Source organism: Streptomyces sp. Go-475, assembly GCF_003330845.1.
GTDB lineage: Bacteria > Actinomycetota > Actinomycetes > Streptomycetales > Streptomycetaceae > Streptomyces.
This window is the reverse complement of the sequence record NZ_CP026121.1, coordinates 7,097,788-7,122,094: the sequence shown is the minus strand read 5'-3', so window position 1 is coordinate 7,122,094 and position 24,307 is coordinate 7,097,788. Positions and strand designations below refer to the sequence as shown.

18 protein-coding genes and 1 pseudogene are annotated in these 24,307 nt (G+C 71.2%); 12 read left to right on the top strand and 7 right to left on the bottom strand.

What is annotated here, in order from left to right:
- The 3 genes from C1703_RS32425 to C1703_RS32415 all read left to right on the top strand — a co-directional run bounded on the left by C1703_RS32425 (nucleotide 1) and on the right by C1703_RS32415 (nucleotide 4,885).
- On the top strand, nucleotides 1-831 hold the full coding sequence (locus tag C1703_RS32425; RefSeq protein ID WP_114256167.1) for a helix-turn-helix transcriptional regulator: 831 nt from the start codon (nucleotides 1-3) through the stop codon (nucleotides 829-831).
- Between the two features lie 205 nt (nucleotides 832-1,036).
- A complete protein-coding gene (locus C1703_RS32420) occupies nucleotides 1,037-3,889 on the top strand; it encodes a LuxR family transcriptional regulator (RefSeq protein ID WP_114256166.1) in 2,853 nt (950 codons plus the stop codon).
- A 204-nt stretch (nucleotides 3,890-4,093) separates the two neighbouring features.
- Entirely contained in the window at nucleotides 4,094-4,885 is a 792-nt protein-coding gene (locus tag C1703_RS32415) for a serine protease (protein WP_114256165.1), read from the top strand.
- A 103-nt stretch (nucleotides 4,886-4,988) separates the two neighbouring features.
- Here the strand turns inward: C1703_RS32415 and C1703_RS32410 are convergent, their stop codons facing one another.
- Nucleotides 4,989-6,104, bottom strand: a complete 1,116-nt coding sequence (locus C1703_RS32410) for a winged helix DNA-binding domain-containing protein (RefSeq protein ID WP_114256164.1) — start codon at nucleotides 6,102-6,104, stop codon at nucleotides 4,989-4,991.
- A 131-nt stretch (nucleotides 6,105-6,235) separates the two neighbouring features.
- Between C1703_RS32410 and C1703_RS32405 the strand changes: the two genes are divergently transcribed.
- Nucleotides 6,236-7,462 (top strand): magnesium and cobalt transport protein CorA, encoded by a 1,227-nt coding sequence (locus C1703_RS32405; RefSeq protein WP_114256163.1) that lies wholly within the window; start codon nucleotides 6,236-6,238, stop codon nucleotides 7,460-7,462.
- A 285-nt stretch (nucleotides 7,463-7,747) separates the two neighbouring features.
- Here C1703_RS32405 and C1703_RS32400 read toward each other — a convergent pair whose 3' ends face one another.
- A complete protein-coding gene (locus C1703_RS32400; protein WP_114256162.1) occupies nucleotides 7,748-8,983 on the bottom strand; it encodes a site-specific integrase in 1,236 nt (411 codons plus the stop codon).
- Between the two features lie 143 nt (nucleotides 8,984-9,126).
- Here C1703_RS32400 and C1703_RS32395 point away from each other — a divergent pair.
- Nucleotides 9,127-9,935, top strand: a protein-coding gene (locus C1703_RS32395; protein WP_114256161.1) for an IS5 family transposase whose coding sequence is annotated in 2 segments (ribosomal slippage) — nucleotides 9,127-9,474 and nucleotides 9,477-9,935 — 807 coding nt in all. Because the reading frame shifts where the segments join, the coding sequence is not laid out codon by codon here.
- Nucleotides 9,936-10,090: 155 nt separating this feature from the next.
- Here the strand turns inward: C1703_RS32395 and C1703_RS32390 are convergent.
- Both C1703_RS32390 and C1703_RS32385 read right to left on the bottom strand, forming a co-directional pair.
- Complete coding sequence (locus C1703_RS32390; RefSeq protein ID WP_114256160.1) at nucleotides 10,091-10,822, bottom strand: alpha/beta hydrolase; 732 nt, start codon at nucleotides 10,820-10,822, stop codon at nucleotides 10,091-10,093.
- A gap of 20 nt (nucleotides 10,823-10,842) precedes the next feature.
- Nucleotides 10,843-11,814 (bottom strand): alpha/beta hydrolase, encoded by a 972-nt coding sequence (locus C1703_RS32385; RefSeq protein ID WP_114256159.1) that lies wholly within the window; start codon nucleotides 11,812-11,814, stop codon nucleotides 10,843-10,845.
- A 373-nt stretch (nucleotides 11,815-12,187) separates the two neighbouring features.
- Between C1703_RS32385 and C1703_RS32380 the strand changes: the two genes are divergently transcribed.
- The 7 genes and pseudogenes from C1703_RS32380 (at nucleotide 12,188) to C1703_RS32350 (ending at nucleotide 19,285) form a co-directional block, all read left to right on the top strand.
- Nucleotides 12,188-14,083 carry an amidohydrolase gene (locus tag C1703_RS32380; protein ID WP_114256158.1) on the top strand — a complete coding sequence of 632 codons (1,896 nt, stop codon included), beginning with the start codon at nucleotides 12,188-12,190 and terminating at the stop codon, nucleotides 14,081-14,083.
- Nucleotides 14,084-14,211: 128 nt separating this feature from the next.
- Nucleotides 14,212-14,874, top strand: a complete 663-nt coding sequence (locus tag C1703_RS32375; protein ID WP_114256157.1) for a hydrolase — start codon at nucleotides 14,212-14,214, stop codon at nucleotides 14,872-14,874.
- A 38-nt stretch (nucleotides 14,875-14,912) separates the two neighbouring features.
- Nucleotides 14,913-15,440 (top strand): DoxX family membrane protein, encoded by a 528-nt coding sequence (locus tag C1703_RS32370; protein ID WP_114256156.1) that lies wholly within the window; start codon nucleotides 14,913-14,915, stop codon nucleotides 15,438-15,440.
- Nucleotides 15,421-16,158, top strand: coding sequence for a YoaK family protein (locus tag C1703_RS32365; RefSeq protein WP_114256155.1), 738 nt, complete (start codon nucleotides 15,421-15,423; stop codon nucleotides 16,156-16,158). Before C1703_RS32370 ends, C1703_RS32365 begins: the two co-directional genes overlap by 20 nt.
- 68 nt (nucleotides 16,159-16,226) lie before the next feature.
- Entirely contained in the window at nucleotides 16,227-17,894 is a 1,668-nt protein-coding gene (locus C1703_RS32360) for an MFS transporter (protein WP_114256154.1), read from the top strand.
- A 74-nt stretch (nucleotides 17,895-17,968) separates the two neighbouring features.
- Nucleotides 17,969-18,916, top strand: a pseudogene (locus C1703_RS32355) (pirin family protein); the annotation flags it as partial.
- Between the two features lie 30 nt (nucleotides 18,917-18,946).
- A complete protein-coding gene (locus tag C1703_RS32350; protein ID WP_114256153.1) occupies nucleotides 18,947-19,285 on the top strand; it encodes a GNAT family N-acetyltransferase in 339 nt (112 codons plus the stop codon).
- A 58-nt stretch (nucleotides 19,286-19,343) separates the two neighbouring features.
- Here C1703_RS32350 and C1703_RS32345 read toward each other — a convergent pair whose 3' ends face one another.
- The 3 genes from C1703_RS32345 to C1703_RS32335 all read right to left on the bottom strand — a co-directional run bounded on the left by C1703_RS32345 (nucleotide 19,344) and on the right by C1703_RS32335 (nucleotide 24,240).
- Nucleotides 19,344-20,201 (bottom strand): helix-turn-helix domain-containing protein, encoded by an 858-nt coding sequence (locus C1703_RS32345; protein ID WP_232840656.1) that lies wholly within the window; start codon nucleotides 20,199-20,201, stop codon nucleotides 19,344-19,346.
- 118 nt (nucleotides 20,202-20,319) lie between these two features.
- Complete coding sequence (locus C1703_RS32340; RefSeq protein ID WP_114256151.1) at nucleotides 20,320-21,315, bottom strand: alpha/beta hydrolase; 996 nt, start codon at nucleotides 21,313-21,315, stop codon at nucleotides 20,320-20,322.
- A 111-nt stretch (nucleotides 21,316-21,426) separates the two neighbouring features.
- Complete coding sequence (locus C1703_RS32335; RefSeq protein WP_232840655.1) at nucleotides 21,427-24,240, bottom strand: LuxR family transcriptional regulator; 2,814 nt, start codon at nucleotides 24,238-24,240, stop codon at nucleotides 21,427-21,429.
- Nucleotides 24,241-24,307 lie beyond the last annotated feature (67 nt).

Sequence of the window (24,307 nt, the reverse complement as noted above, 5' to 3'; positions counted from 1 at the left end):
GTGACAGCAGACGCGTCCGACGCGGTCGAGATACGGGACGCGCTGCTGCGTCTGCGGCGCGCCACGGGCCTTCCGGTGGCCTTCGGCGGCCTGCTGGAGGCCGGGCAGCGGATGCGCATCAGCGAGCTGGACGGCACGGCGACGCACGCGCTGCGGTCGCTGGTCGTGACGTCCGGGACCGGGCTGGGCGGCAAGACGGTGGCGCTCGCCCGGCCGTGCGTGGTGACGGACTACTCGGCGTCGCGGCAGATCAGCCACGAGTACGACGCCGCGGTGGCCGTGGAGGGGCTGCGCTCGGTGCTGGCCGTGCCGGTGGTGGTACGGCACCGGGTGCGCGGGGTGCTGTACGGGGCGCTGCGCACCGCCCAGCCGCTGGGTGGGCGCATGCTGGACGCGGCCGTGGAGGCGGCGCGGGACGTGGAGCGGGCGCTGGCCGTGCGTGACGAGGCCCGGGCGCTGGCCGCCGAGGCGGGCGCGGGCTGGGAGCAGGTGCGGGAGGCGCACGCGGCGCTGCGGGCGCTGGCCCCGCGGATCGCGGATCCGGGCCTGCGCGCCGAGCTGCTCCAGGCGTGCGCGCTGCTGACGGCCGATGCCGGTGGCGCCGAGGGCGCCGGTGGTGCCGGTTCCCCGGCCCGGGTCCGGCTCGCGCCGCGCGAGGTGGACGTGCTGGCGTGCGTCGCCGCGGGCGCCACGAACGCGGTCGCCGCCGAGCGGCTCGGGGTGACGCCCGAGACCGTCAAGGGGTATCTGCGGTCGGCCATGCGGAAACTGCGGGCCCGGACCCGGGGCGAGGCCGTGGTCGCCGCGCGTCGGGCGGGATGGTTGCCGTAGGTTTGTGATGTTTTCTGATATGCCGGTCCGTTCGATATGCCGAAGCGTTCCCGACCGGGCGCCGACCCCGTGTTCCGCCGTTTTCGGGAGACCGATGAATTTCGCCCGTCGAGGCCCGCTGTTATTTCCCTCACCACACCGTCCGTCCGAAATTCAATGCACTGTTGCCTAATATTGGCCAGGACACGACACAGGGAGGGAAGCGGTGACCGTGCGACGGGACTTCCAGGAGCCTCCCAGGAGCCGCCCCGACCTGGTCATCGGCCGGGAGGACCTGTTCACGTCGGCACGTGAGCAGCTCGGCCGGGGCGGCAGCGTGCTGCTCCACGGCCCCGCCGGAATAGGAAAGTCGACGGTCCTGCGGGCGCTGGCCGCTGATTACGGCGGTGCGGCCCGGACCGTGTTGCGCTGCTCGGCCACCGAGTCCGAATCCCACCTGCCCTTCCTGGCCCTGGCCGACCTGTTCGGCCTGGTCCTGGACGACGTCTCCGGCCGGCTGCCCGCCGCCCAGCGCACCGCCCTGGAGTCGGCGCTCACCGGCCGCGGCGAGTCCACCCTCCAGCAGGACGGGCTCGCGCTGCGTCTCGCCGTGCTGTCGGCGCTGCGGGCGCTGGCCGCCGAGGGGCCGGTGCTCGTCGTCGCCGACGACCTGCAGTGGCTGGATGCCGCCAGTGCCGAACTGCTCGGCTTCGCCGCCCGCCGGCTGGGCGACACGCCCGTGCAGATGCTGTGCGCGGTGCGGACCGAGGGCCAGGAGTACGACCGCCATCTACGCGCGTCTCCGCCGGACACGCTCGCCGTCCGGCTGGGCCCCCTGACCCGTGCCCAGGTCTCGGCGCTGCTCGACCACCGCGGCTACACCCCCCTGTCCCGCTCCACGGTCCGCGACATCCACCGCACCAGCGCCGGCAACCCGCTCTTCGCCCTGGAGCTGGGCCGCGCCCTCGCGGAGAGCCCGGCCCGGCCCCGGCCCGGCGAGCCCCTGCCGGTGCCGACCTCGCTGCGGGCCCTGGTGCTGAGCCGGCTGGAGATGCTGTCGGACGAGGCGCGCCGCACCCTGCTGGTGGCCAGCGCCGGCGCGCGTCCCACGCTGGCGCTGCTGCACGCGGCCGGGCGGGAGCACGCCGAGGCCGAGACCGCCCAGGCGGCGGCCCTGGGCCTGCTGGCGACGGAGGCGGAGGGCCCCGCCGTACGGTTCGCGCATCCGCTGATCTCGGCCGCGCTGTACGCGGAGGCGCCGGCGGCGGAGCGTCGGGCCGTGCACGCCGCGCTGTCCACGGCGGCCTCCGACCCGATCGAGCGGGCCCGGCACCTGGCCCTGGCGACCACCGGGACCGACCCGGAGGTGGCGGCCCGGCTCGCCGAGGCCGGCGCGCTGGCCCGGGACCGCGGGGCGCCGTCCGTGGCCGCCTCGCTCGGGCTGCTCGCCGCCCGGCACACCCCGGCGGACAGCGCGCCGGGCCCGGACGAGCGGCGGTTGCAGGCCGCGGAGGACGCGATCACCGCCGGCGAGGCCGACCTCGCCCGGGACATCGCCCGCGACGTGCTGACGCGTGCCACCGTGCCGGCGGAGCGCGTGCGGGCCTGGATGGTGGTCATCGAGGCGGCCGGCCAAGCGCTCGGCGACGTCGACGCCGTCTTCCCGCAGGCCCTGGCCGACGCGGGCGACGACCCGCGGCTGCTCGCCCTGGTCCACTACCAACTGGCCTGGCGCGGCCTGGTCGTGGAAGGCGACTTCGCCGAGGCCCGGCAGGAGGCCGCGCACGCGGCGGAGCTGGCCGCCCGGGGCGAGGACCGGCGCACGGAGCTGATGGCGCTGTCCTTCCAGGCCTCCACCGAGACCCTGATGGGCCACCCGGACGCCCCCGCGACCGTCAAACGGGCGCTCAGGGAACCCCAGGACCCGTACGTGGCCTGCCACCACAACGGCGCCGGTTCGGCCCGGTTCCGCTGGCTGATCATGAGCGACCAGCTGCCCGAGGCGCGGGCGACGATCACCGCGCTGCTGCGCGAGGTGCGGCGGCGCGGCATGGTCGAGAGCGAGGTGCACTTCCTGCGCTTCCTCGCCGAGACCGAGCTGCGCTCCGGGCACTGCGGCCGGGCGCTGGACCTGGCCCGCGAGAGCCTGCGGCTCGCCCGGGACTCGGGGATCGGCGAGGGCGCCTCGGCCATGCTCACCTCCCTCGCGGAGGCCTCCGCCGGGGACGTCGACCGGGCCCTGGCGCTCGCCCGTGAGGCGGCGGACCACGCCGAGGTCGACGGTGACCAGATGTACCTGTCGCGGGCCCTGGCGGCGCTGGGCTACGCCCAGTTGGTGGCCGGGGACCCGGCGGCCACGGTCCGTTCGCTGCGCCGGGTGCGGGAGCTGGAGCAGAGCCTCGGCATCACGGACCCGGCGCGCGGCCGCTGGCACGGCGACCTCGCCGAGGCACTGGTCCGCATCGGCGAACCGGGCGAGGCCCAGGACGTCATCGACACGGCACGGGCGCACGCGCTGCGGCTGGGCCGCCAGAGCGTGCTCGCCGTGCTGGACCGGGCCGAGGCCCTGGTACGGGCGGCGCGGGGCGAACACGAGGCGGCCGCCGTCCGGCTGGCGTCCGTGCGGGACCGGCTCGGCGGGCTCGGCTACGGCCTGGAGGAGGCGCGGGCCGCCTTCGACCTGGCCCGGCTGCGCGCCCAGGCCGCCGCGTTCCCGCGCACGGGCGGCGCTCCCCTGCCGGGACCGGCGTCGTATGACGAGGCCGCCCGGCTGTTCCGGCGCTGCCGGGCGCTGCCCTGGCTGCGGCAGGTCGACGCGGCCGCCACGGCCGGTGCCACCGCGGTGGAGCCGGCCCCGGTGGCGGCGCCGGTCGCGCGTGACGCGCTGGAGGGACTCGCCTCGATGGAGCGTCAGGTCGCCTCGCTCGTGATGGAGGGCGCGACCAACCGGGAGATCGCGGCCCGCCTGTTCATCAGCGTCAAGACCGTCGAGGCGACCCTCACCCGGGTCTACCGGAAGCTGGGAATCCGCTCGCGGGTGGACATCGTCCGGCTGGCCGCGGGCCGCCGCACGACCTGAACCGACCTGGGTTTACCTGGTCCCACCGAGGGTTATCCCTGCCCAACTCCCTTAGGGGGTTCCCTCATTGGGAGCCCTCGGGGCCGGGCTCTAGCTTTGGGGCGTGCCGCTCGCCGGGCACACGGAGATCCGAACAACGGCGTCAGGGTCCCCGTGCACCACCCACCCGCGCGACCCCCCACCGGCAACTCCCCAAGGAGACCCATGTTCGGGCTCAACGCCGCCAAGAAGGCCGCCGCCGTCGCCGTGGCCACCGCTGCCGCCGCCACGACCGCGCTGCTCGCCGCCCCCACGGCCGTCGCCGCGCCCCAGCCGATCGTCGGCGGAACCACGACCACGACGACCGCGTACCCGTTCGTCATGCAGATCACGGACGCCTCGCAGAGCCAGTTCTGCGGCGGCACGCTGGTCTCCCCCACCAAGGTCGTCACCGCCGCGCACTGCATGGTCGGCGAGACCACCAGCAGCGTCCGCGTGGTCGGCGGCCGCACCTACCGCAACGGCACCGACGGCACCGTCAGCAGAGTCAGCAAGATCTGGATCCACCCCAGCTACACCGACGCCACCAACGGCGACGACGTGGCCGTGCTGACGCTGTCGACGTCGATGCCCTACACCCCCGCGAAGTACGTCTCCTCCTCCCAGACCTCGGTGTACGCGGCCGGCACCACTGCCCGCATCCTGGGCTGGGGCACCACCTCCTCGGGCGGCAGCTCCTCCAACCAGTTGCGCACCGCGACCGTACCGACCGTGTCCGACTCCAGCTGCGCGAGCTCCTACGGCTCCGACTTCGTGCAGAGCGACATGGTGTGCGCCGGCAAGACCTCCGGCGGCGTGGACACCTGCCAGGGCGACAGCGGCGGCCCCCTGCTCATCGGGGGCGTCCTGGCAGGCATCACTTCCTGGGGCGAGGGCTGCGCCCAGGCCGGTTACCCGGGTGTCTACACCCGGCTGACCACCTTCTCGAACCTGGTGACGACGCAGGTCAACTCCTGACCCGCCACTAGCTCCTGAGTACCCCTCAGGTGAAATGCCAGGGGGCGTTGCGGGCCTCCACGAGCGGCCCGCAACGCCCCCTCTCCATGTCCGGGCCCCGCGCTCAGCCGCGTACGGTGCCGAAGCGGATGTCGTACGACGCCTCCGGGTGCATCACCTTCAGCATCCGCTCCCCCTCGGCGGTGACGTCCTCGCGCTGGGTCTTGGTGAGTCGGCCGAAGGGCTCGATCACGAGCGCGCCCTCCGCCAGCCGCCACAGCCCCGCGAGGAAGCCGTCGACGAGGAGCGTGCAGTAGACGAAGTTCCCCTGCCAGGAGCGGCCCCGGTACTCGGGCGGGACGACGCGGGTGCGGTCGGCGTGGGAGAGCAGCAGGTTGTCGAACTCGGGCAGGAAGCGGGGCGGGGCGGGGGTGTCCGGGTCGGGGCGGGGAGCGTCCGGGAGGTCGAAGAGCTCGGTGCCGCTGTCGTCCCGGAAGGTCACGAGCCGCGGCCGGAGGCGCTCGAAGGCGTCCCGCAGCCGGGTCAGTCCGGCCCAGGTCTGCATGTCCCGCACGGAGGCCGGGCCGAAGGCGGCGAGGTAGCGCAGGACGACCGCGTCGGGCTCGGGGGCGGCTTCCGCGGGCCGCCCGAGCCAGTGCTCGGCGGTCGTGAGACTGACCTGGCCGCTGCGTCCCCACAGTCCGCGCGGGGTGACCTGCACCAGCGGCAGCCGGCACCGCGCGGCGACGGCCAGGGCCTGCGGGTCGGCGTCGGGCCACTCCCGCAGCAGTGCCTCGCGCAACTGCTTCATGGTGCGCGGCTCCGCCTCGACGAGCTCGCGGGCGAGGACGGCGAGCCGGTCCAGGTCGACACCGGCCAGCCCCTTGCGGAAGTTCACCAGCTCCCGGTCCCGGGCGGGCTGCACCAGCGGACGCAGGGTGAGGCAGTCGTCCGCGGTGTGGGTGTGGATGGTGGAACGCATCGTGACGATACGGACCACTTCCCGGTCGGCCATCAGCCGCGACAGCGCCTCGGGGGTGAATCCGTCGAGGCGGGCGGCGAGCGCGTAGTACGGCGGCTTGACGTTCTGCGCCTGGAGGCCGACCAGGTGCTCGACGGCCGCCGCGGCGGACATCCGGGCGGGGCGCAGGAGCAGTTGCCGGTCGAGGGTGGCGCGGTTGAGCGCGCGGGTGCCGAGGAGGGGGGCCGGGTGCGTGACGCTCCGCTTGGTGTTCGTCATGAGGGGACGGTAGCGGGACTTGCGGACAGCTTCTGGCCGCGACTCCGAGGGGCGTTCTCGTCCGCCGCGTATGCTGCTCCTGTCCCGCTGCGTGATCATCCGTACGTACGCTCGACCGAGAGGCATCCGCGATGCCCCAGCGACGCGCCCGCCCCGCCGACAAGGACCAGCCGGCCCGGCCTCCGCGGCCGGTGAACCACACCCCCCGCAGATCGGTCTGGCGCCGGGCCCCGGCCCCGGTACAGCCGCCCGGGTCACAGCCTTCCGGGCCACAGCCCTCCGGGCCGCAGCCGCCCGGCGCCGACGCCCCGCCGGACGGGCGGGAACCGGCCGAGGTGGCCAGTGTCGTCGAGGCGGCCCTCTACCGCGACGGCGTCCGCGTCTCCTCCCCCGCCACCCTGGCCGACACCTACCGCGAGCTGCGCGAGCAGCCCGACGGCATGGCGTGGATCGGCCTGGCCCGTCCCACGGACGGCGAACTCCACTCCCTGGCCGCGGAGTTCGACCTGCACCCGCTCGCCGTCGAGGACGCGATGGAGGCCCACCAGCGCCCGAAGCTGGAGCGCTACGGCGAGACGCTGTTCGTCGTGCTGCGGGCCGCCCGCTATCTCGACGCCCTCGAGGAGGTCGAGTTCGGCGAACTGCACGTGTTCGTCGGGCCCGACTTCGTGATCACTGTCCGCCACGGCGCGGCGCCGGACCTGTCGGCCGTGCGCCGCCGCATGGAGGAGTCGCCCGAGCTGCTGAAGCTGGGTCCGGAGGCGGTGCTCTACGCGATACTCGACGCGGTCGTCGACGGCTACGCGCCGGTGGTCGCGGGTGTGCAGAACGACATCGACGAGATCGAGACCGAGGTGTTCCGCGGCGACCCCGAGGTCTCCCGCCGCATCTACGAACTCTCCCGCGAGATGGTCGAGTTCCAGCGCGCCACCCGCCCCCTGGTCGGCATGCTGCACGGCCTGATGGCGGGTTTCGCCAAGTACGGCACGGACGAGGAACTGCAGCGGTACCTGCGGGACGTGGCCGACCACGTCACCCACACCAGCGAGCGCGTCGACACCTTCCGCCAGGCCCTGACGGAGATCCTCACGGTGAACGCCACGCTGGTCACACAGCAGCAGAACACGGAGATGCGGGCCCTGGCGGAAGCGGGCTTCGAACAGAACGAGGAGATCAAGAAGATCTCGTCGTGGGCGGCGATCCTGTTCGCGCCGACGCTGGTCGGGACGATCTACGGCATGAACTTCACCCACATGCCGGAGTTGCACTGGGTGCTCGGATACCCCTTCGCGATCGCCCTGATGGGGGTCGTGTGCACCAGTTTGTACGTCATCTTCAAGCGGCGGGATTGGCTCTGAGTAATCGCCTTGGAGGCTGTTGCCTGGAGCGCGCACAGCTGCGATCAGTGGCGTGGCCGGCGGGTCGGAGGCCCCTGGGGAGAATCTGGGGAGAACGAGCCACGCTCCGTTCGGGGCGGTCTCTCGCGATCGTGAGTGTTGGCGTGCGAGAGCCTCGCCGCTTTGGTGGCGTCTGGGAGCGCCGATGATCACGGAAAGTAGTGGCCTTCCGAGCTGAAACGCCAAACGGATGGGCACAGCGAGGCGCTGTGCCCATCCGTTTCGTGAGTCGTGGGGGTGTGCCGTCTACGCGGCCGTGGCAACGACGGCAGTCTGGCCGAGCAAGGCGTCGATGGCCCCGCGCCCCTTGCCTCCGGCCTCGGGCATGAAGTGGGCGTAGTAGTCCAAAGTGATGGTCGGGCTCGCGTGGCCGAGCCAGCGGGCGAGGGTGACGACGGACTCGCCCGCTTCGAGGATGACCGAGGCGTACGTGTGCCGGAGCACGTGGAAGCCGTCCTTGCGAGACGCCTTCCACCGCTCGCCCTGCTCCCTCATGGGGATGACACCGGCAGCAGCCAGTGCCGGCTTCCACACCTCAACGTTGAAGATGTTCGCGCGAATGGCGTTGCCGTACGTCGTGGTGATGACGAGCGGGAACTTCTTCGTCTCCCGATCGGACTCCGGGCCGCCCCACGGCAGCTCCACCTCGATCGCGGGGTATTCCATGAAGTACTGGGCCAGGGCCGCAGCGACCGACGGAGGCATGTCTACGACGCGAGTCTTGCCACCCTTCGGCAGGGTGAAGTACAAGCGCCCGTTGAGGAGTTGTACCTGTCGGCGGATACGCAGAACTCCGCGGGCGAAGTCGACGTCCTCCGGAGACAGGCCAAACACTTCGCCCTGCCGTAGGCCACAGCCCAGCGCGACCTCGACCGCGATGCGGTAGCGCGCGTTGATCGCGTCCCGTACACGCTGCGCGGTCTCCAGCGGCCAGGCTTCCCTCTGGTCCTCCGGAACCTTGGGCCAGCGCACGGATTTGGCCCGCATCGGGTTGCGTGCCAGGCGCTTGTCGTCGATGGCGGTCTCGAAGATGTTCGAGAGCGTGGTGAGGATCTGCCGGGCATACCGCGGCGAGCATTCATTCTCCAGTGCGGCGATGTAGCCCCGCAGAACCGCCGGACTGATGTCTAGCAGGGCGACGGTGCCCAACTGAGGCCGGATGTGGAGGCGGACGCGTTCGTCGATGCGTTTGACCGTGCCGGGCGCCCCACGAACTCCCGTCTGCCAGAAGCGGGTCACGTAGTCGTCCAGAGTGATGGAGCCATCGCGGGGATCCACGAACTCGCCGCGTTCACTGTCGGTGCTGGCCCTGCGCAGCCATGCCTTGGCGTCTTCGAGTGTGTCGAACGACTTGTCCCGGACACCGGGGATGCCAGCGACGCGGTACCGGGTGCCCTTGCCGTAGCGGGCGGTGCGTTCCCGCTTCCCGGTGACGGGGTCTCTCTTCTTCTTGATCCAGCGGTCTTCGATGTAGCCGACCAAAAACTTCCCTCACTGGCAAGGCGGATGGTTCATTGGCGAGCGGGGCGTCAGGCGCTCGCGGTGTAGTCGGAGCGGGTCTGTCGTGCCGCATTCAGGGGGCTTAGACGTCGTTTCTGATGGTGTGATCGCTCGTTGAGCCGAACATGACGGATCTGATCGAGCGGCTGGTCCCAGACGAGTTGTGGACGCTGTTCCGGCGGGTGGTCCCGCCGACGGAGGTCATACGCCCGCAGGGCGGCGGCCGCCGACGAGCCGGGGACCGCGAATGTTTGGCGGCGATCATCTTCGTGGCCACCTCGGGCTGCACCTGGCGGCAGTTGCCGCCGGTGTTCGGGCCGGCCTGGCCCACCGTCTACCGGCGCTTCGCCCAGTGGAGCCGAGAGCGGGTGTGGGCCAGGCTGCACCGGGTGCTCCTCGACGAACTCGGCGCTCGGGGCGAGCTGGACTGGTCGCGATGCGCCATCGACTCCGTCAGCGTCCGGGCGGCAAAAGGGGGCCACTCACCGGACCGAATCCGACCGACCGCGGCAAGCCGGGATCGAAAATCCACCTGATCACAGACCGCAACGGACTGCCCCTGTCGCTGGGCATCTCCGGCGCTAACACGCACGACAGCCTCGGTCTGCAGCCGCTCGTGCGCGGGATCCCGCCCATCCGCTCCCGCCGCGGACCGCGCCGCCGACGCCCGGCCAAGCTCCACGCAGACAAGGGCTACGACTACGACCACCTGCGGAAATGGCTTCGCGAGCGTCGCATCCGCCACCGCATCGCCCGCAAAGGCATCGAGTCGTCCACGCGGCTGGGCCGACACCGCTGGGTCGTCGAGAGAACGGTCTCCTGGCTGGTCGGATGCCGAAGGCTGCACCGCCGCTACGAGCGAAAGGCCGAGCACTTCCTGGCCTTCGTCGGCATCGCCGCAGCCCTCATCAGCTACCGCCGACTCACCAACTGAAACGACGTCTAAGACGTCGAGTAGAGAGCAGAGCTCAAACGCGGTCTGAGGGGAAAGCAACTGCGCGGACGAAACGAGTTCATCCGCGCAGCTGGTGTACCTCCTCGGGTCAGCTGGTGTACGCCCCCCGGGTGTCAGCTGGTGTAAGCCCCCGGTCAGCTCGTCGTCCGTACCGCGTCGCGGATCAGGTCGGCGACTTCCTTCGGCTGGGAGACGGCGACCGCGTGCGACGCCTCCGGGATCTCGACGACGGTCGCCCCGGCTCGCTTGGCCCCGAACCGCTGGACCTCGGGGTTGATCGCCTGGTCCGCTCCGGCCACCAGGGCCCACGACGGCTTGGTCTTCCACGCCGCGGCCGAGGCCGTCTCCTCGAACGCGGCAGCTGCCAGCGGCCGTTGGGTTACGGACAGGACCTTGGTGACGTCGGCCGGCACATCCGCGGCGAAGACCGACGGGAACGCGTCGGCGGCGATGGTGACCTCGACCGCGGGGTCACCGCCCTCGACGGGGTACGTCCACTGCTTCAGGTTGCTCACCAGCGGGGAGAGAGGGAAGCGTCCCTGCAGCTCACCGAGGCTCTCGCCCTCCTCGAGGACGTAGGCGGCCACGTAGACGAGCCCGACGACGTTCTCGGTGGCGCCCGCCACGGTGATCAGCGCGCCGCCGTACGAGTGGCCGACCAGGATGACGGGGCCGTCGATCTGGGAGGCCAGGGAGGCGATGTAGGCGGCGTCGGCGGCCAGTCCCCGCAGCGGGTTGGGCGGGGCGATCACCGGGACGCCGTGACGCTGCAGTTCCGCTATGACCCCGGACCAGCCGGCCGCGTCGGCGAACGCGCCGTGGACGAGGACGACGGTGGGGGTGGGGGTGGGGGCAGATGTGGTCATGTGCGGTTTCTCCTTGTCGTTCAGGCGGTGTGCAGGGCGGTGCGCAGGGTGTCGGCTGCCAGCGTGATGGCGGCCTCGGCGGCGTGCGTCTCGCGGAGGGCGTTGAGCATCACGAAGTCGTGGATGATCCCCTGGAAGCGGACCGCGGTGACCGGGACTCCGGCCTCGCGGAGCTTGCCGGCGTACGACTCGCCCTCGTCGCGCAGGACGTCGGCCTCGGCGGTGATGACGAGGGCCGGGGGCAGACCGGTGAGCTGCTCGGTCGTGGCGCGCAGCGGCGAGGCGGTGACCTGGGCACGGTCGGCCTCGTCGGTCGTGTACTGGTCCCAGAACCACTGCATGCCGTCGCGGCGCAGGAAGTACCCGGTGGCGAACTGGTGGTACGAGCCGGTGTCGAAGCTCGCGTCGGTGACCGGGTAGAACAGCACCTGCTGCACCAGCGGGATACCGCCGCGCTCCTTGGCCATCAGCGTCAGCGCGGCGGTCATGTTGCCGCCGACCGAGTCACCGGCGACCGCGATACGGGCGGGGTCCAGGCCCTTGGTCGCGCCCTGCTGGACGACCCACTGCGCGATCGTGAAGTTCTGCTCGATGGCGACCGGGTAGCGGGCCTCGGGTGAGAGGTCGTACTCGGGGAAGACCACGGTGGCGCGGGCGCCGACGGCGAGTTCCCGCACCAGACGGTCGTGGGTGTGGGCGTTGCCGAAGACCCAGCCCGCCCCGTGGATGTAGATGATCACCGGCAGGGCGCCCTCGGCGCCGGCGGGCTTGACGATCCGCGCACGGACGCTGCCCGTCGGCCCGCCCGAGACGGTGATCCACTCCTCGTCGACCGCCGGCTTGACGATCTCGCCGGACTGCACCTCGTCGACGGCCTTGCGCCCTTCCGCCGGGGGCAGGTCGAACAGGTAGGGCGGGTTGGCTGTCGCCTGCGCGAAGGCGGCTGCCGCGGGTTCCAGTACCGGCTGTACCGGCTCGACGGCATGGGGCATGGGAATCTCCTGGGTGCTCATGGGCGCGCCGGTTCTTCCGGCAAGGGCACGTTAAAAGCTTTCGGCAGGCGGCAATTGTCCTTGAGCGCACTGCTTGTTTCCTCACAGTGCAGGGCTGTCTTCTGTCCTCCGTGATGATGTTCGGCGAAGAGCGCGATCGTGCGCGGTGAGGCAAACCGCTGTGCACTCGCAGGACATGGGGAGGCGTCTGTCCTGCCTATCGTGTTGGCGAAGCAACAGCGGTCCCCGCCCTTCCACACAGGGCTCGATTCGATCCGAGCAGACGGGCATTCGGTGGGGACTGCGTCACCGAAGTCCGCCATTGCCGGCCATGACTTGGATTGAATTCGTTTTCCCAGAGGGGTTTCAAGAGATGTCGAGAATGCCCGTCGGCGGGCTGGGTCCGCGCGCCATGGACAAAGCCGCGGACCTCGTCGTCCGCAACGCGAGAATCCACACCGGGGACCCGGCCCGCCCGCAGGCGCAGGCGCTCGCCATCTGCGACGGCGTCATCACGGTCGTCGGTGACGACAAGGACGTGGCGCCCCACGTCGGCACCGGCACGAAGGTGGTCGACGCGCTGGGACGACGGGTGATACCCGGCCTCAACGACTCACACCTGCACGTGATCCGCGGGGGACTGAACTACGTACTGGAACTGCGCTGGGACGGAGTGCGCAGCCTGCGTCAGGGTCTGGCGATGCTGCGTGAGCAGGCCGCTCGCACCCCGAAGGGCCAGTGGGTACGGGTGGTGGGGGGCTGGTCGGCCGAGCAGTTCGCCGAACGCCGGCTGCCGACCGTCGCCGAACTGAACGCCGCCGCGCCGGACACCCCGGTGTTCGTCCTGCACCTGTACCAGTCGGCCGTACTCAACCGCGCGGCGCTCAAGGCCGCCGGCTTCACCCGGGACACGCCCGACCCCAAGGGCGGCCAGATCGTGCGCGGCCGGGACGGGGAGCCGACCGGCATGCTGCTGGCCGCTCCCAGCGCCCTCATCCTCTACTCGACCCTGGCCAAGGCGCCGGTGCTGCAGAGCGAGGAGGACAGGAAGACCTCCACCCGGCATTTCCTGCGCGAGTTGAACAGATTCGGACTGACGTCGGCGATAGACGCCGCCGGCGGATTCCAGAATTTCCCCGACAACTACGCCACCGTCATCGAACTGGCGAAGGCAGGCCAGCTCTCGCTGCGCATCGCCTACCATCTCTTCCCCCAGACGCCCGGCCAGGAGATCGACGACCTGGCCCGCTGGATCGACATGGTCCGCCCCGAGGACGGGGACGCATGGCTGCGCCTCAACGGCGCGGGTGAGAACCTCACCTGGTCGGCCGCCGACTTCGAGAACTTCACGCAGCCGCGTCCGGAACTCACCCCCGACTACGAGGCGGAATTCGAGAAAGCCGTACGCCTCCTCATGGAAAACGGGTGGGGATTCCGGCTGCACGCCACCTACGACGAAACCATCCGCCGTGACCTCGCGGTGTTCGAGAAGCTCGCCGCGGAAGGGCTCTTCCCCGCCGGGAACCGGTGGCTGTTCGACCACGCGGAGACTGTCTCCACCGAAAGCCTCGACCGCATCGCCGCCCTCGGCGGCGCGATGTCCGTGCAGAACCGTCTGTCGTTCCAGGGCGAGGCGTTCGTACGGCGTTACGGCCCCGGAGCGGCCGCGGACGCCCCGCCGATCCGGGCCATGCTGGACCGCGGCCTGACCGTCGGCGCCGGCACCGACGCCACCCGGGTGTCCACCTACAACCCCTGGGTCGCCCTGCACTGGCTCGTCAGCGGCCGCACCGTCGGCGATCTGGCGCTGCGCCCGCCGGCGAACCGCGTCGACCGGCAGACGGCACTGGCGATGTTCACGCGCGCCGGCGCCGCACTGACCGGGGAGGACAAGGTCAAGGGCGTGCTCCAGCCAGGGTGTTACGGGGACCTGGCGGTCCTCTCCGACGACTACTTCAGCGTGCCCGAGCCGGACATCGCCCACATCGAGTCACTGCTGACGGTGACCGGCGGCCGGATCGTCTACGGCGCCGCCGAATACGAAGGGCTCGACGAGGAACTTCCCCCCGTCAGCCCGGCCTGGAGTCCGGTGGCGCGCTTCGGCGGCTACCAGGCGTCGTCCCGCCGGCCGGCTCTCGCCGGCGCCCGCCAGGCGGAGTTGCTCGGCCAGGCCGTCGCCGAGTCGGAGCAGCACCGTCAGTGGCGCATCGCGCGCGGCCTCGCCGTGGACTCCGCGAGCACCCCGTTCGATCCCTGCTTCGACCTCTGAGTTCCCGGAGGGGGCCGGGCCCTGAGCCGCCCCTTCCGGGACACCCACAGGCTCCGTCCAACAGGACGGTTTTTTCCACGGCACGGACAGCAGTCCGCGCCACCACTTGCCGAGAAAGGCACACACTCATGGTCAACATCGCCGAGGTCACCGCTGCCCCCAGCCCCGACCTGCTCACCCCGGACAACTGCGCGGTGCTGTTCATCGACCACCAGCCGCAGATGTTCTTCGGCACCGGCAGCGGCGACCGCACCGCGATCATCAACTCCACTGTGGGCCTGGCGAAGTCCGCGAAGGTGTTCGACGTGCCGGTCGTGTTGAGCACCGTGGCCGCTGAGTCCTTCTCCGGCCCGCTCATGCCGCAGCTCGCGGACGTCTTCCCCGACCAGAAGATCATCGACCGCAGCACGATGAACGCCTGGGAGGACGTGAACTTCGTCGAGGCCGTCAAGGCCACCGGCCGCAAGAAGCTCGTCATCGCCGGCCTGTGGACCGAGGTCTGCGTCGTCCTGCCGGTGCTGTCCGCCATCGCCCAGGGCTACGAGGTCTACGTCGTCACGGACGCGTCCGGCGGTGTCAGCCCGCAGGCCCACGAGCACGCCGTCCAGCGCATGATCCAGGCCGGCGCGGTCCCGGTGACCTGGGTGCAGGTGCTCCTGGAGCTCCAGCGCGACTGGGCCCGCACCGAGACGTACGCCGCCGTGGGCGACGTCGTCAAGGAGCACGGCGGCACCTACGGCCTCGGGCTGGTCTACGCGCAGGCCATTCTCGGCGCTCACGCCGCCGGCTGACCCACGGCACGGACACGTCAGGAACAGGCGGGTACACGATGGACGCTGGACTGTTGGTCCTCCGGCTGGTGGTGGGGCTGCTCATCGCGGCGCACGGTGTGCAGAAGGTGAGCTTCCGGCTCGGGGGCAACGGATTCGCGGGCGGGACCGAGGAGTTCCGCCGGGACGGATTCCGCGGCGGCCGGCTGACCGCGCTCGTCGCGGGAGCCAGTCAGATCGGTTCCGGCCTGCTCCTGGCGGCGGGGCTACTCACGCCCCTGGCCGCGATGGCCGCGATGGGTGTGATGACCGTTGCGGGCACCGTGAAGTGGCCCAAGGGGCTGTGGGTGCAGAACGACGGCTACGAATACCCCCTCGTCCTGGTCGTCGTCTCCGCCGTCCTGGCCCTGACCGGGCCCGGACGGTGGTCCGTGGATCACGCGCTGGCCGTCACCCCCTGGCCGGTGTGGGTCTCCGTCGCCGCGATCGTGACGGGTCCGGCGAGCGGCCTGCTGACGCGCATGGTGCTGCACCGGCCGGCCACCGCCGCACCGGAGAGGGCGCGGCATGCGCAGGCTGCTGACTGACGCGCTGCGCACCCTGGCACCGCGCGGCGAGGAACGGCACGGCCCGCTGCCTCCCCTCATGCTGGTCCTGACGGTGGTCACCGGTCTCGTAGACGCCGTGAGCTACCTGGCGCTCGGGCACGTCTTCGTCGCCAACATGACCGGGAACGTGGTCTTCCTGGGGTTCGCCCTGGCAGGCGACGAGAGCCTGTCCGCGCTCGCGTCGGTCGTCGCGATGGGCTCCTTCCTCGTCGGCGCGCTCGCGGGGGGCAAGCTCGGCACACGGTTCGCCACGCACCGGGGCCACCTGCTGAGTTCTGCCGCAGCTGTGCAGACCGTCCTGGTCTCGGTCACGGTGGTGCCCGCCGCTGTATCGGACGGCCGGATCACCCCCGGCGTCCAGTACACGCTGGTCGTGTTCCTGGGGCTCGCCATGGGTCTGCAGAACGCGGTCGCCCGGCGCCTGGGCGTCCCGGACCTCACCACGACCGTCCTGACCCTGACCCTGACGGGCCTGGCAGCGGACTCCACCCCGGCCGGCGGCGAGGCGCCGCGCCCCGGCCGCCGGGTCCTCTCCGTGCTCGCCATGTTCCTCGGCGCGCTCGTAGGAGGCCGGCTCGTCCTGCACGGCCATCTCGTCCTCACCCTGGGCCTGGCCGTGGTGTTGCTCGCGGTCACCGCCGCGGTCACGCATCGCCTCTCGTCGGCCGATGCGAGCTGGGTCCGGCCGGGGCCCTGAATGACCCACCGGCCCACAGGTGGCTGCACCGACAGTCAACGCGTTCGCACTCACCCGCATGGACCAACATGAGCATCTCGCCATCCTCGCCGTCCACCCAGCCCCCGAAGCCGGATTCGCCGTGGGCACCGCTCGCGGCACGCCTGTTCCGGGCCCTGTGGATCGCGCAGTTGGTCTCCAACATCGGCAGCTGGATGCAGATGGTGGGCGCCCAGTGGCTGCTGATCGGCCATGACGCGGCACTGGTGACGCTGGTCCAGACGGCCTCCAGCCTGCCCGTGGTGCTCCTGGCCCTGCCCTCCGGCGTGGTCGCCGACCGGTACGACCGTCGCGGCGTGCTCCTGACCGCGCAGCTGGTCATGCTCGCGGTCTCCGGCCTGCTGACCGCGCTGGCGTTCGCGGACGCGCTCACTCCCGTGCTGTTGCTGGTGCTCACCTTCCTGCTGGGATGCGGCACCGCGTTGATGGGCCCGGCCTGGCAGGCCATCCAGCCGGAGCTGGTGGAGCGCCGCCAACTGGGACAGGCCGCCGCGCTCGGCGGCGTGAACATGAACCTGGCCCGCGCCGTCGGACCGGCCGTCGGCGGAGTGGTCGTGGCGGCGGCGGGCGCGGGGGCGGTGTTCGCTTTCAACGCCGCTTCCTACCTCGGCATCGCCGTCGTGCTGATGCTCTGGCGGCGTCCCCGGGCTGTCGCCACCGCTGCGGGAGGCGAGAAGCTGCTGAGCGCCCTTGACGCAGGCCGCCGCTATGTCCGGTACGCGCCGGACGTCCGCCGGGTTCTGCTGCGGATGGCCCTGTTCATCCCTGGCGGCGCCGCTCTGTGGGCGCTGCTTCCGCTGGTCGCGAGTCGCTCCCTGCACCTGGGCTCGGGCGGCTACGGACTGCTGTTGGGCGCGGTCGGGGTCGGAGCGGTTGCGGGCGCCTTCGTGCTGCCTCGCAGCAACAGAGTGCTCGGCGCCAACGGCACTCTGTGCGGCGGCGCCCTGGTCTTCGCGAGTGTCCTCGTCGTCCTGGCCACCGTAAGGATCCCGTGGTTGGTCACCGTGGCGCTGCTGTTCGCCGGGCTGGCGTGGATAGGGGTCCTGTCCACCCTCAACGCGGCCATGCAGACGCGGCTCCCCGGCTGGGTCAGGGCGCGCGGCCTCGCCGTCTATCTGCTTGTCTTCCAGGGCGGCCAGGCGCTGGTGGCGCCGCTGTGGGGCGCCCTCGCCGACCGGCTGGGGCTCGCCGTCCCGCTCCTGACGGGCAGCACGTTGCTGCTGCTCAGCGCCATCAGCGTGCGTCGCTGGCCGCTGCACGGGACGGAGGGCGTCGACCCCTCCCCCTCCGAGCACTGGCCGGTCCCGCCCCTGGTGTTCGAGCCGGGCCCGACCACCGGCCCGGTACTCATCACCGTCTCCTACCGCGTCGCGCCAGGAAGCGAAACAGCCTTCAGCGACTGCATGGACCACGTCGCCCGTTCCCGGCGGCGCACCGGAGCCCTGACCTGGGGTCTGTACCAGGACGGACAGGATCCCGGGCACTTCATCGAGAACTACCTCGTCGCCTCCTGGTCCGAGCATCTCGCCCAGCACAGCGACCGGCTCACCCGCACCGACCGCCGCTACGAAGAGCGGGCACGCCGTCTCCTGGTCCCCGGCGCCCGGCCGGAGGTGACCCATGCCTTCGACGCGTCCTCGGGACCCGTCGTACCGGCGACAACGCATCCATCGTGGAAGGCAGACGGTGCACAGTGAGCAACGTCGAGACAGAGGCGACCGAGCCGCACGGCACGACACCGGCCGACAGCGGCCGTGACACGAGAGCTCCACGCGTCGACGTACTCGCCCCGAGGGACGTCCCCCTCGGCGGCCCACGGGCGATGACAGTACGGCGCACGCTGCCGCAGCGTGCCCGGACGCTGATCGGCGCCTGGTGCTTCGTCGACCTCCCCCACGCTCGGCTTCGCTCGCGCGGGGGGACCCCCATCGGTCCCGACGACGTCGCCGACACGGGTGGCATGGACGTCGCTCCCCATCCGCACACCGGGCTGCAGACGGTGAGCTGGCTGTTCAGTGGAGAGATCGAGCACCGCGACAGCCTCGGGAGCCACGCGCTGGTACGACCGGGCGAGTTGAACCTCATGACGGGCGGGTACGGCATCAGCCACTCGGAGGTCTCGACGCCGCGGACCACGATCCTGCACGGCGTCCAGCTGTGGGTGGCGCTGCCCGACCAGCACAGGTACGCCGAACGCGACTTCCACCACTACGTGCCCGACCCCGTACGGATCACGGGAGCCGAAATCAGGGTGTTCCTGGGCTCGTTCGCCGGGTCGGTCTCCCCTGTACCGACCTTCACGCCTCTGCTCGGCGCCGAAACTCTCCTGGCTCCCCGTGCGACCGTCACGCTCGCCGTCGATCCCGCCTTCGAGCACGGCCTTCTCGTCGACCGAGGACGTGTCCGCGTGTCCGACACCCCCCTGCATCCCGCGGAGTTGGGATACACCGACGCCGGGAACGACACCTTGACGCTGACGAACGAGTCGGACCACACGGCACGGACCGTCCTGCTCGGTGGAACGCCCTTCGGCGAACAGATCGTCATGTGGTGGAACTTCGTCGGCCGCAGCCACCAAGAGATCGTCCGGGCTCGCGAGGACTGGCAGAACGCCTCCGAACGCTTCGGCGCGGTGGGGGGATACGACGGAGACCGCCTTCCCGCGCCGGCCCTGCCGAACGCCGTCATCGCGCCGCGCGGAAACCCGTCGCGCCGCTGACCCGCACCCGCCGAAAGGAACCCGATCCCCATGAGCCAGCCCTCCGCCACCCCGACCGTCGAGCGGGTGGACACCCGGCACCGCTACGAGATCCTGGTCGACGGCAAGCGCGTTGGCCTGACCGCGTACCGCGACCGCGGTGAGCAGCGGGTCTTTCACCACACCGAAGTCGACGACGCCTTCACCGGCCAGGGACTCGCAGCGCAGTTGGTGCATGAGGCACTGACCGACGTGCGCAGGTCGAGCAAGCGCATCGTGCCGGTCTGCCCGTATGTGGCCAAATACCTGATCCGGCACGAGGAGTTCAACGACATCACCGATCCGGTGACCGCTGAGGTCCTGGAGTGGCTGAACGCGGAGCTGGGCTGACGGCCACGGGAAAGGGCCCGGCAGCGTCGGCTGCCGGGCCCTCCGTCGTGCAGCACGGTCAGCCGGCAACCCGTGCGTCGGTGACCGGAGAGCCGACGCCCGACGCTGCCAGCGTCTGCCATTCGCTGGGGGACATCCCGTACGCATCCCGGAAGGTGCGGCTGAAATGCGCTGGGCTGCTGAAACCCCAGCGGTGCGCCACAGCGGCCACAGTGATCCGTCGGTTCGGTGTCCGGCTCAGCTCGTGTCTGCAGGCGTCGAGTCTCCGCTGCCGCACCCACTGGCTCACCGTGGTGCCGTCGTTCTGGAAGAGCTTGTGCAGGTAGCGGACCGAGATGTGGTGCGCGCGTGCGATCGCCTCCGGTGACAGGTCCGGCTCCATCAGATGCCCTTCGATATAGGTCCGGATCCGGAGCAGCATCTCGTTGCCGGCCTTCGACACACTCGACGCCTCGGCCGTGGTCTCCGTCTCAAGGAGTTCCATGACAAGGACAGCGACGAGATCCATGGCACTGCGGGCGAGCCGGTCACCGATCACCGACGTCCGGAACTCCGCCTCGGCGGCGAGCGCGGAGAGAAGGTCCGACACCAGCGCGCCCAAGCCCCGGGAGCCTCGCACGGTCGCCCCCGCGACGCGGTCCAGATACGACTCCGAAACTCCCAGATAACAGCGCGGTATACGGAAGACCGTCATCCGGCAGTCGTCGCCGAACCGCAGGGAATGACGCCGACCTGGATCGCAGAAAACAAGGTCACCCGGCTCCAGGTACACCTCGTCCCCGTCCCAGGTGGTCGCGACCGAGCGGCGGTCGAACATTCCCAGGTAGAGGACTTCCTGATTCTCCTCGTCAGGTACGGCGGAAACGATCTGGACGCATCCGGATGCCGTGGTCGTTTCGGGTTCGGCGGTGGGCATGCTGCTCTTCCCAGGTGAAGGACGTGCCGACGTAGGCGGCCTCATGTCCCTTCAGCCTGGCAAGAGCCAGTTCCGCAGGCATCAGTAAGTTGACGGTCGATTCCTCAGGAGCCGGCCGTCAGCTCCGGTCGGCCAGGGCGTCCCCGAGGAAGTGGCCGCCCTGGCTGATCGCGGCCCGCGTGGGAGGGCTGTTCCGCAAGGGGTTCAGGGAGACGAAGTCGTGCACCGTCCCCAGATAGCGAACGGCGGTCACGGGCACCCCCGCCAGCCGCAGCGCGCGGGCGTACTGTTCGCCCTCGTCCCGTACGACATCCGCCTCCGCCGACACGACCAGGGCAGGGGGCAGTCCCGCGAGATCCTCGGGGGTGGCCCGCAACGGCGCGGCCGTGGGCTCCGCGAGGTCGCGCTCGTCGTCGACGTACTGCCGCCAGTACCACTCGACAGCCGCGCGCGTCAGGAGGTAGCCGTACTCGAACTGTTCTCCCGACTCGGTGTCGCTGTCCGGGTCGGTCATCGGGTAGTAGAGCAACTGCGCGCGGATGCGGGGGCCGCCACGCTGCTTGGCCAGCATGGTGAGGGCCGTGGCCATGGTCGCGCCGACGCAGTCACCGGCCACGGCCAGCCTGCGGTCGTCCAGGGCCATTTCGGCCGCCTGCTCGACCACCCAGGTCAGCAGCGCGTACGACTCCTCCAGCGGGACCGGGTAGCGGGCCTCCGGAGTACGGGTGTATTCGGGCACCACGAAGGCGGCACCGCTGATGGCTGCCAGCTCGCTGATCATTCGCGCATGCGTCCGGCCGTCACCGAGCATCCATCGGCCGCCATGGAGGTACACGACCACGGGAAGGGGACCGGTCGGCCGCTGCGGCCGGAACAGCCAGAAGCCGACGAGCCCGGAGGGACCCACCGGTGCCACCCTGAACTCCGCGTCCACGGCGAAGTCGTCCGGCGTGTGGCCCTGCATCTCCAGCAGTGCCTGCCGACCGTCGACGGGTCCGAGCTGGTGCAGGTACGGCGGTGCGGCACAGGCGTCGACGAGCCGCTGGACGAGGGGATCGAGGACGACGGCAGGACGGTCGCGTCCGCCGGCGTCCGTGGGGGGATCGAAGTTCACACATCTCCCTGCAACGTCACTGTTGCTTGCTGTCGGTCCTCATGCCGAAGGCCATGGCATGTGAGGCCGAACCGCAGGAGTGCCTCTACCGTACGGCTCACCGTCGCGGCCTCATAGGTCCTCGAAAAGACCGCGGAGCTGGTTGCGGCTGCTGACCCCCAGCTTCGGATACACGTTGTAGAGGTGGGAGCTGACCGTGCGAGGGGACAGCATCAGCTGCTCGGCTATCTCCCGGTTGCGCAGCCCCCGCGCGGCCAGCCGGACGATCTCCCGCTGTTGGGCGGTCAGCTCCGCCAGTGGGTCTGCCTTGGCGGGCTCGGTGGCCACGCCGCTGGCCCGCAGCTCGACCCGTGCCTCCTCCGCCAGAGCCGCCGCACCGAGCCGGGTGAACGACTCCAGCGCTGTGGCCAGGAGCGGGCGTGCGTCCAGGGGGCGGCGACGTCTGCGCAGCCACTGCGCGTAGTGCAGCCTTGCCTGCGCCCGAGCCAGCGGCCACTGCTCGCCCGCCGGGTTCACCGTGGCGAGCCGGAAGTGGTGCTCGGCGTCCTTGGGGTCGCCGGTCAGCGCGTCGGCGTGGTGCAGCAGCAGCGTCATCCGGGTCGTCGGCTGCGGCCCCATCGCGGCGCGCACCGCCTCGACGATGCGCGCTGCCTCCTTCTCCCGGCCCGTGCGCTGGGCGGCCGCGGCGAGATCTGCGATCGACCGGGGTGACAGGAAGTAGTGCAGAGGCGTGCCGTCCTCGCCGAACAGCAGCCGGAATTGCCGGAACGCGCCGTCGAAGTCGCCGGCCAGCACGGCAGCGGTACCCGCGGCCCGCAGGAGGCGGGCGTGGGTGGCGCGGTTCTCCTGCAGGCCGACCGCCGTCCAGGCCGGGTCCGCCGGCAGGTCGCCGGTCTCGCCCCGCAGGGCCCGCAGGGTGGCCCGCAGGGCCTCGACGTCGATCTGCACATGCCGCCACTTGTGGACGGCCGCCAACGCCGCGGACTTGTCCATGTGCTCGTCGGCCTCCGCCCATCGGCCGGTGTCGATCAGCGCCGTCGCCACCGCCGTGAGCGAGGGTGCGGCCGACCCCAGGGCACCGTACGCGCTGAGCATGGCGTACCCCTGCCGGTGGGCGTCGACGCACAGGTCGGACTCGTCGGCGTACCAGGCCAGCGCGCCCAGCCCGAGGAGGCGGGTCATCGCCGCCACGCCGGCCGACTCCTCGGGCATCCCCGGCTCCAGGATTCGCCGGAGCAGCTCGGGGGCGTGGGTGGGGTCGGCTCCGGCCAGGGAGGAGGCCTGCACCGCGTCGGAGCTGTGACTCGTCGCCAGCTCGGCGTAGGGGGTCTCGGAGTTCCCGGTCCGCACTCCCTCCGGCAAAGCCACGACCGAGTGCCTGACTTCGGGCAGCCCCGACTGGTAGCCGACTGCCGCGAGGATGCTGGTCAGAGCGACCACCGTCATGCCGTTCGCGGGGGGATTCGGCTCCAGCGCGCTCATCAGTATCCGGAACGCCTGCCGCTGATGACCGAGCAGGGACATGCCCATGCCGGCTGCACAGGCCGCCATGCCCAGCAGATCCCGGTCCTCGGTCAGCGCGGTGACCTTGTCGAACAGCTCGCACACCCACAAGGAGTCGCCGACGTTCTGGGCGGCTCTCAGCGCCTTCGCGTACCGGCGGGCCCGGTCGGTGATCGCGGGGCTGCACTCGGCGGAACGTTGCAGCGCCTGGCCCGCCGCGTAGAAGCCGCCGCGCTTCTCGGCGAGTTCGGCGGTGTCCTCCAGAGCCGCCGCCACGGACTCGTCGTGGCCGACGCATGCCGCGGCCAGGTGCCAAGCGCGGCGGGCCGGGTCCGTCGTGAGGGCGGCCGCCAGGTCCCGATGAACCTGTTGCCGCAGGTGTGCCGGGGCCGCGTGATAGGCGCCCGTGCGGACCAGCGGATGCCGGAAGAGCACCTGCCCGTCCATGACGGAGACGAGGCCGATCTCCTCGGCCGGGGCCCATGCCGACAGTTCGGACCCTGCGCCGGCGGCGGCCATGACGGTGGCGAGGTCTTCGCCCTGCGACGCCGCGGCATACAGGATCAACCGCTGAGTCATCTGGGGCAGTTCGCGAAGCCGGGCGGCGTACAGCTCCTGGATGCGCTCCGTCCTCGGCAGTCCGCTGCCGGGCAACACGCCCAGGCCGCCCGTTCCGGCCGCGCGGCACAGCTCGATGATGGCCAGCGGGTTTCCGCCCGCCTGCCGCAGCAGCTCGATCCGTGTCCGGCCTGTGGGTGCGTGCGGCTGGGTGTCCAGGAGTTCGGCCGCTGCCTGTTCGGTCAGCGGCCCCAACATCACGGTGGGCAGGTCCGCCGGGACCCCGGTGGGGGCCGTGTGGCCACGCGCGGTCAGCAGCACTGACACGTCCTGTGCCGTGATGCGGCGCATCACGAAACCGCACACGTCGAGGGAGTCCCGGTCGAAGTGCTGCACGTCATCGAGGGCCAGCAGGACGCGCTGCCGGTTCGAGACCTCGCTCAACAGCGCCAGGACGGCCGTACGCAGCAGCATGGAGTCGGGCGGTCCCTCGACAGCGATGCCGAACGCCGTGTCGAGTGCCTTGCGCAGATGGTCGGGCAGCGCGGCGGCATCGGACAGAACGGGGAGCAGCAGCTGGTGCAGGGACGCGAAGGACTGAGGCGACTCGGCCTCGATGCCCTGGGACGCCAGGACGAGCGTTCCCCTGTCCCGGGCGTAGTCCACGGCGGCCGCCAGCAGCCTCGACTTGCCCGTGCCGGCGTCGCCGAGCAGGAGCAGCGTCCGTGTTTCTGTCCGCCCTTCCTGGACGATGTCCAGGACGTGAGTGACCTCGGCCTGCCGGCCTACCAGCTGTATGCCGGATACCGGGGAGTGCGTGCTGCCGCGCCTGGCTCCCGGCTCGACCTCGGTCAGTTCGGCCACGCCGTCTCCTTCTTCGTTTCGTCCGGGCCCGCCCAAAGGGCGATCATTCGCTTCCCGCCATGAGCTC

Excerpts from the sequence above, each read along its gene's own strand:
- C1703_RS32415 (WP_114256165.1), top strand. The coding sequence starts at position 4,094 with ATGTTCGGGCTCAACGCCGCCAAGAAGGCCGCCGCCGTCGCCGTGGCC.
- C1703_RS32410 (WP_114256164.1), bottom strand. The coding sequence starts at position 6,104 with ATGACGAACACCAAGCGGAGCGTCACGCACCCGGCCCCCCTCCTCGGC.
- C1703_RS32405 (WP_114256163.1), top strand. The coding sequence starts at position 6,236 with ATGCCCCAGCGACGCGCCCGCCCCGCCGACAAGGACCAGCCGGCCCGG.
- C1703_RS32390 (WP_114256160.1), bottom strand. The coding sequence starts at position 10,822 with ATGACCACATCTGCCCCCACCCCCACCCCCACCGTCGTCCTCGTCCAC.
- C1703_RS32385 (WP_114256159.1), bottom strand. The coding sequence starts at position 11,814 with ATGCCCCATGCCGTCGAGCCGGTACAGCCGGTACTGGAACCCGCGGCA.
- C1703_RS32380 (WP_114256158.1), top strand. The coding sequence starts at position 12,188 with ATGTCGAGAATGCCCGTCGGCGGGCTGGGTCCGCGCGCCATGGACAAA.
- C1703_RS32375 (WP_114256157.1), top strand. The coding sequence starts at position 14,212 with ATGGTCAACATCGCCGAGGTCACCGCTGCCCCCAGCCCCGACCTGCTC.
- C1703_RS32370 (WP_114256156.1), top strand. The coding sequence starts at position 14,913 with ATGGACGCTGGACTGTTGGTCCTCCGGCTGGTGGTGGGGCTGCTCATC.
- C1703_RS32365 (WP_114256155.1), top strand. The coding sequence starts at position 15,421 with ATGCGCAGGCTGCTGACTGACGCGCTGCGCACCCTGGCACCGCGCGGC.
- C1703_RS32360 (WP_114256154.1), top strand. The coding sequence starts at position 16,227 with ATGAGCATCTCGCCATCCTCGCCGTCCACCCAGCCCCCGAAGCCGGAT.
- C1703_RS32350 (WP_114256153.1), top strand. The coding sequence starts at position 18,947 with ATGAGCCAGCCCTCCGCCACCCCGACCGTCGAGCGGGTGGACACCCGG.
- C1703_RS32345 (WP_232840656.1), bottom strand. The coding sequence starts at position 20,201 with ATGCCCACCGCCGAACCCGAAACGACCACGGCATCCGGATGCGTCCAG.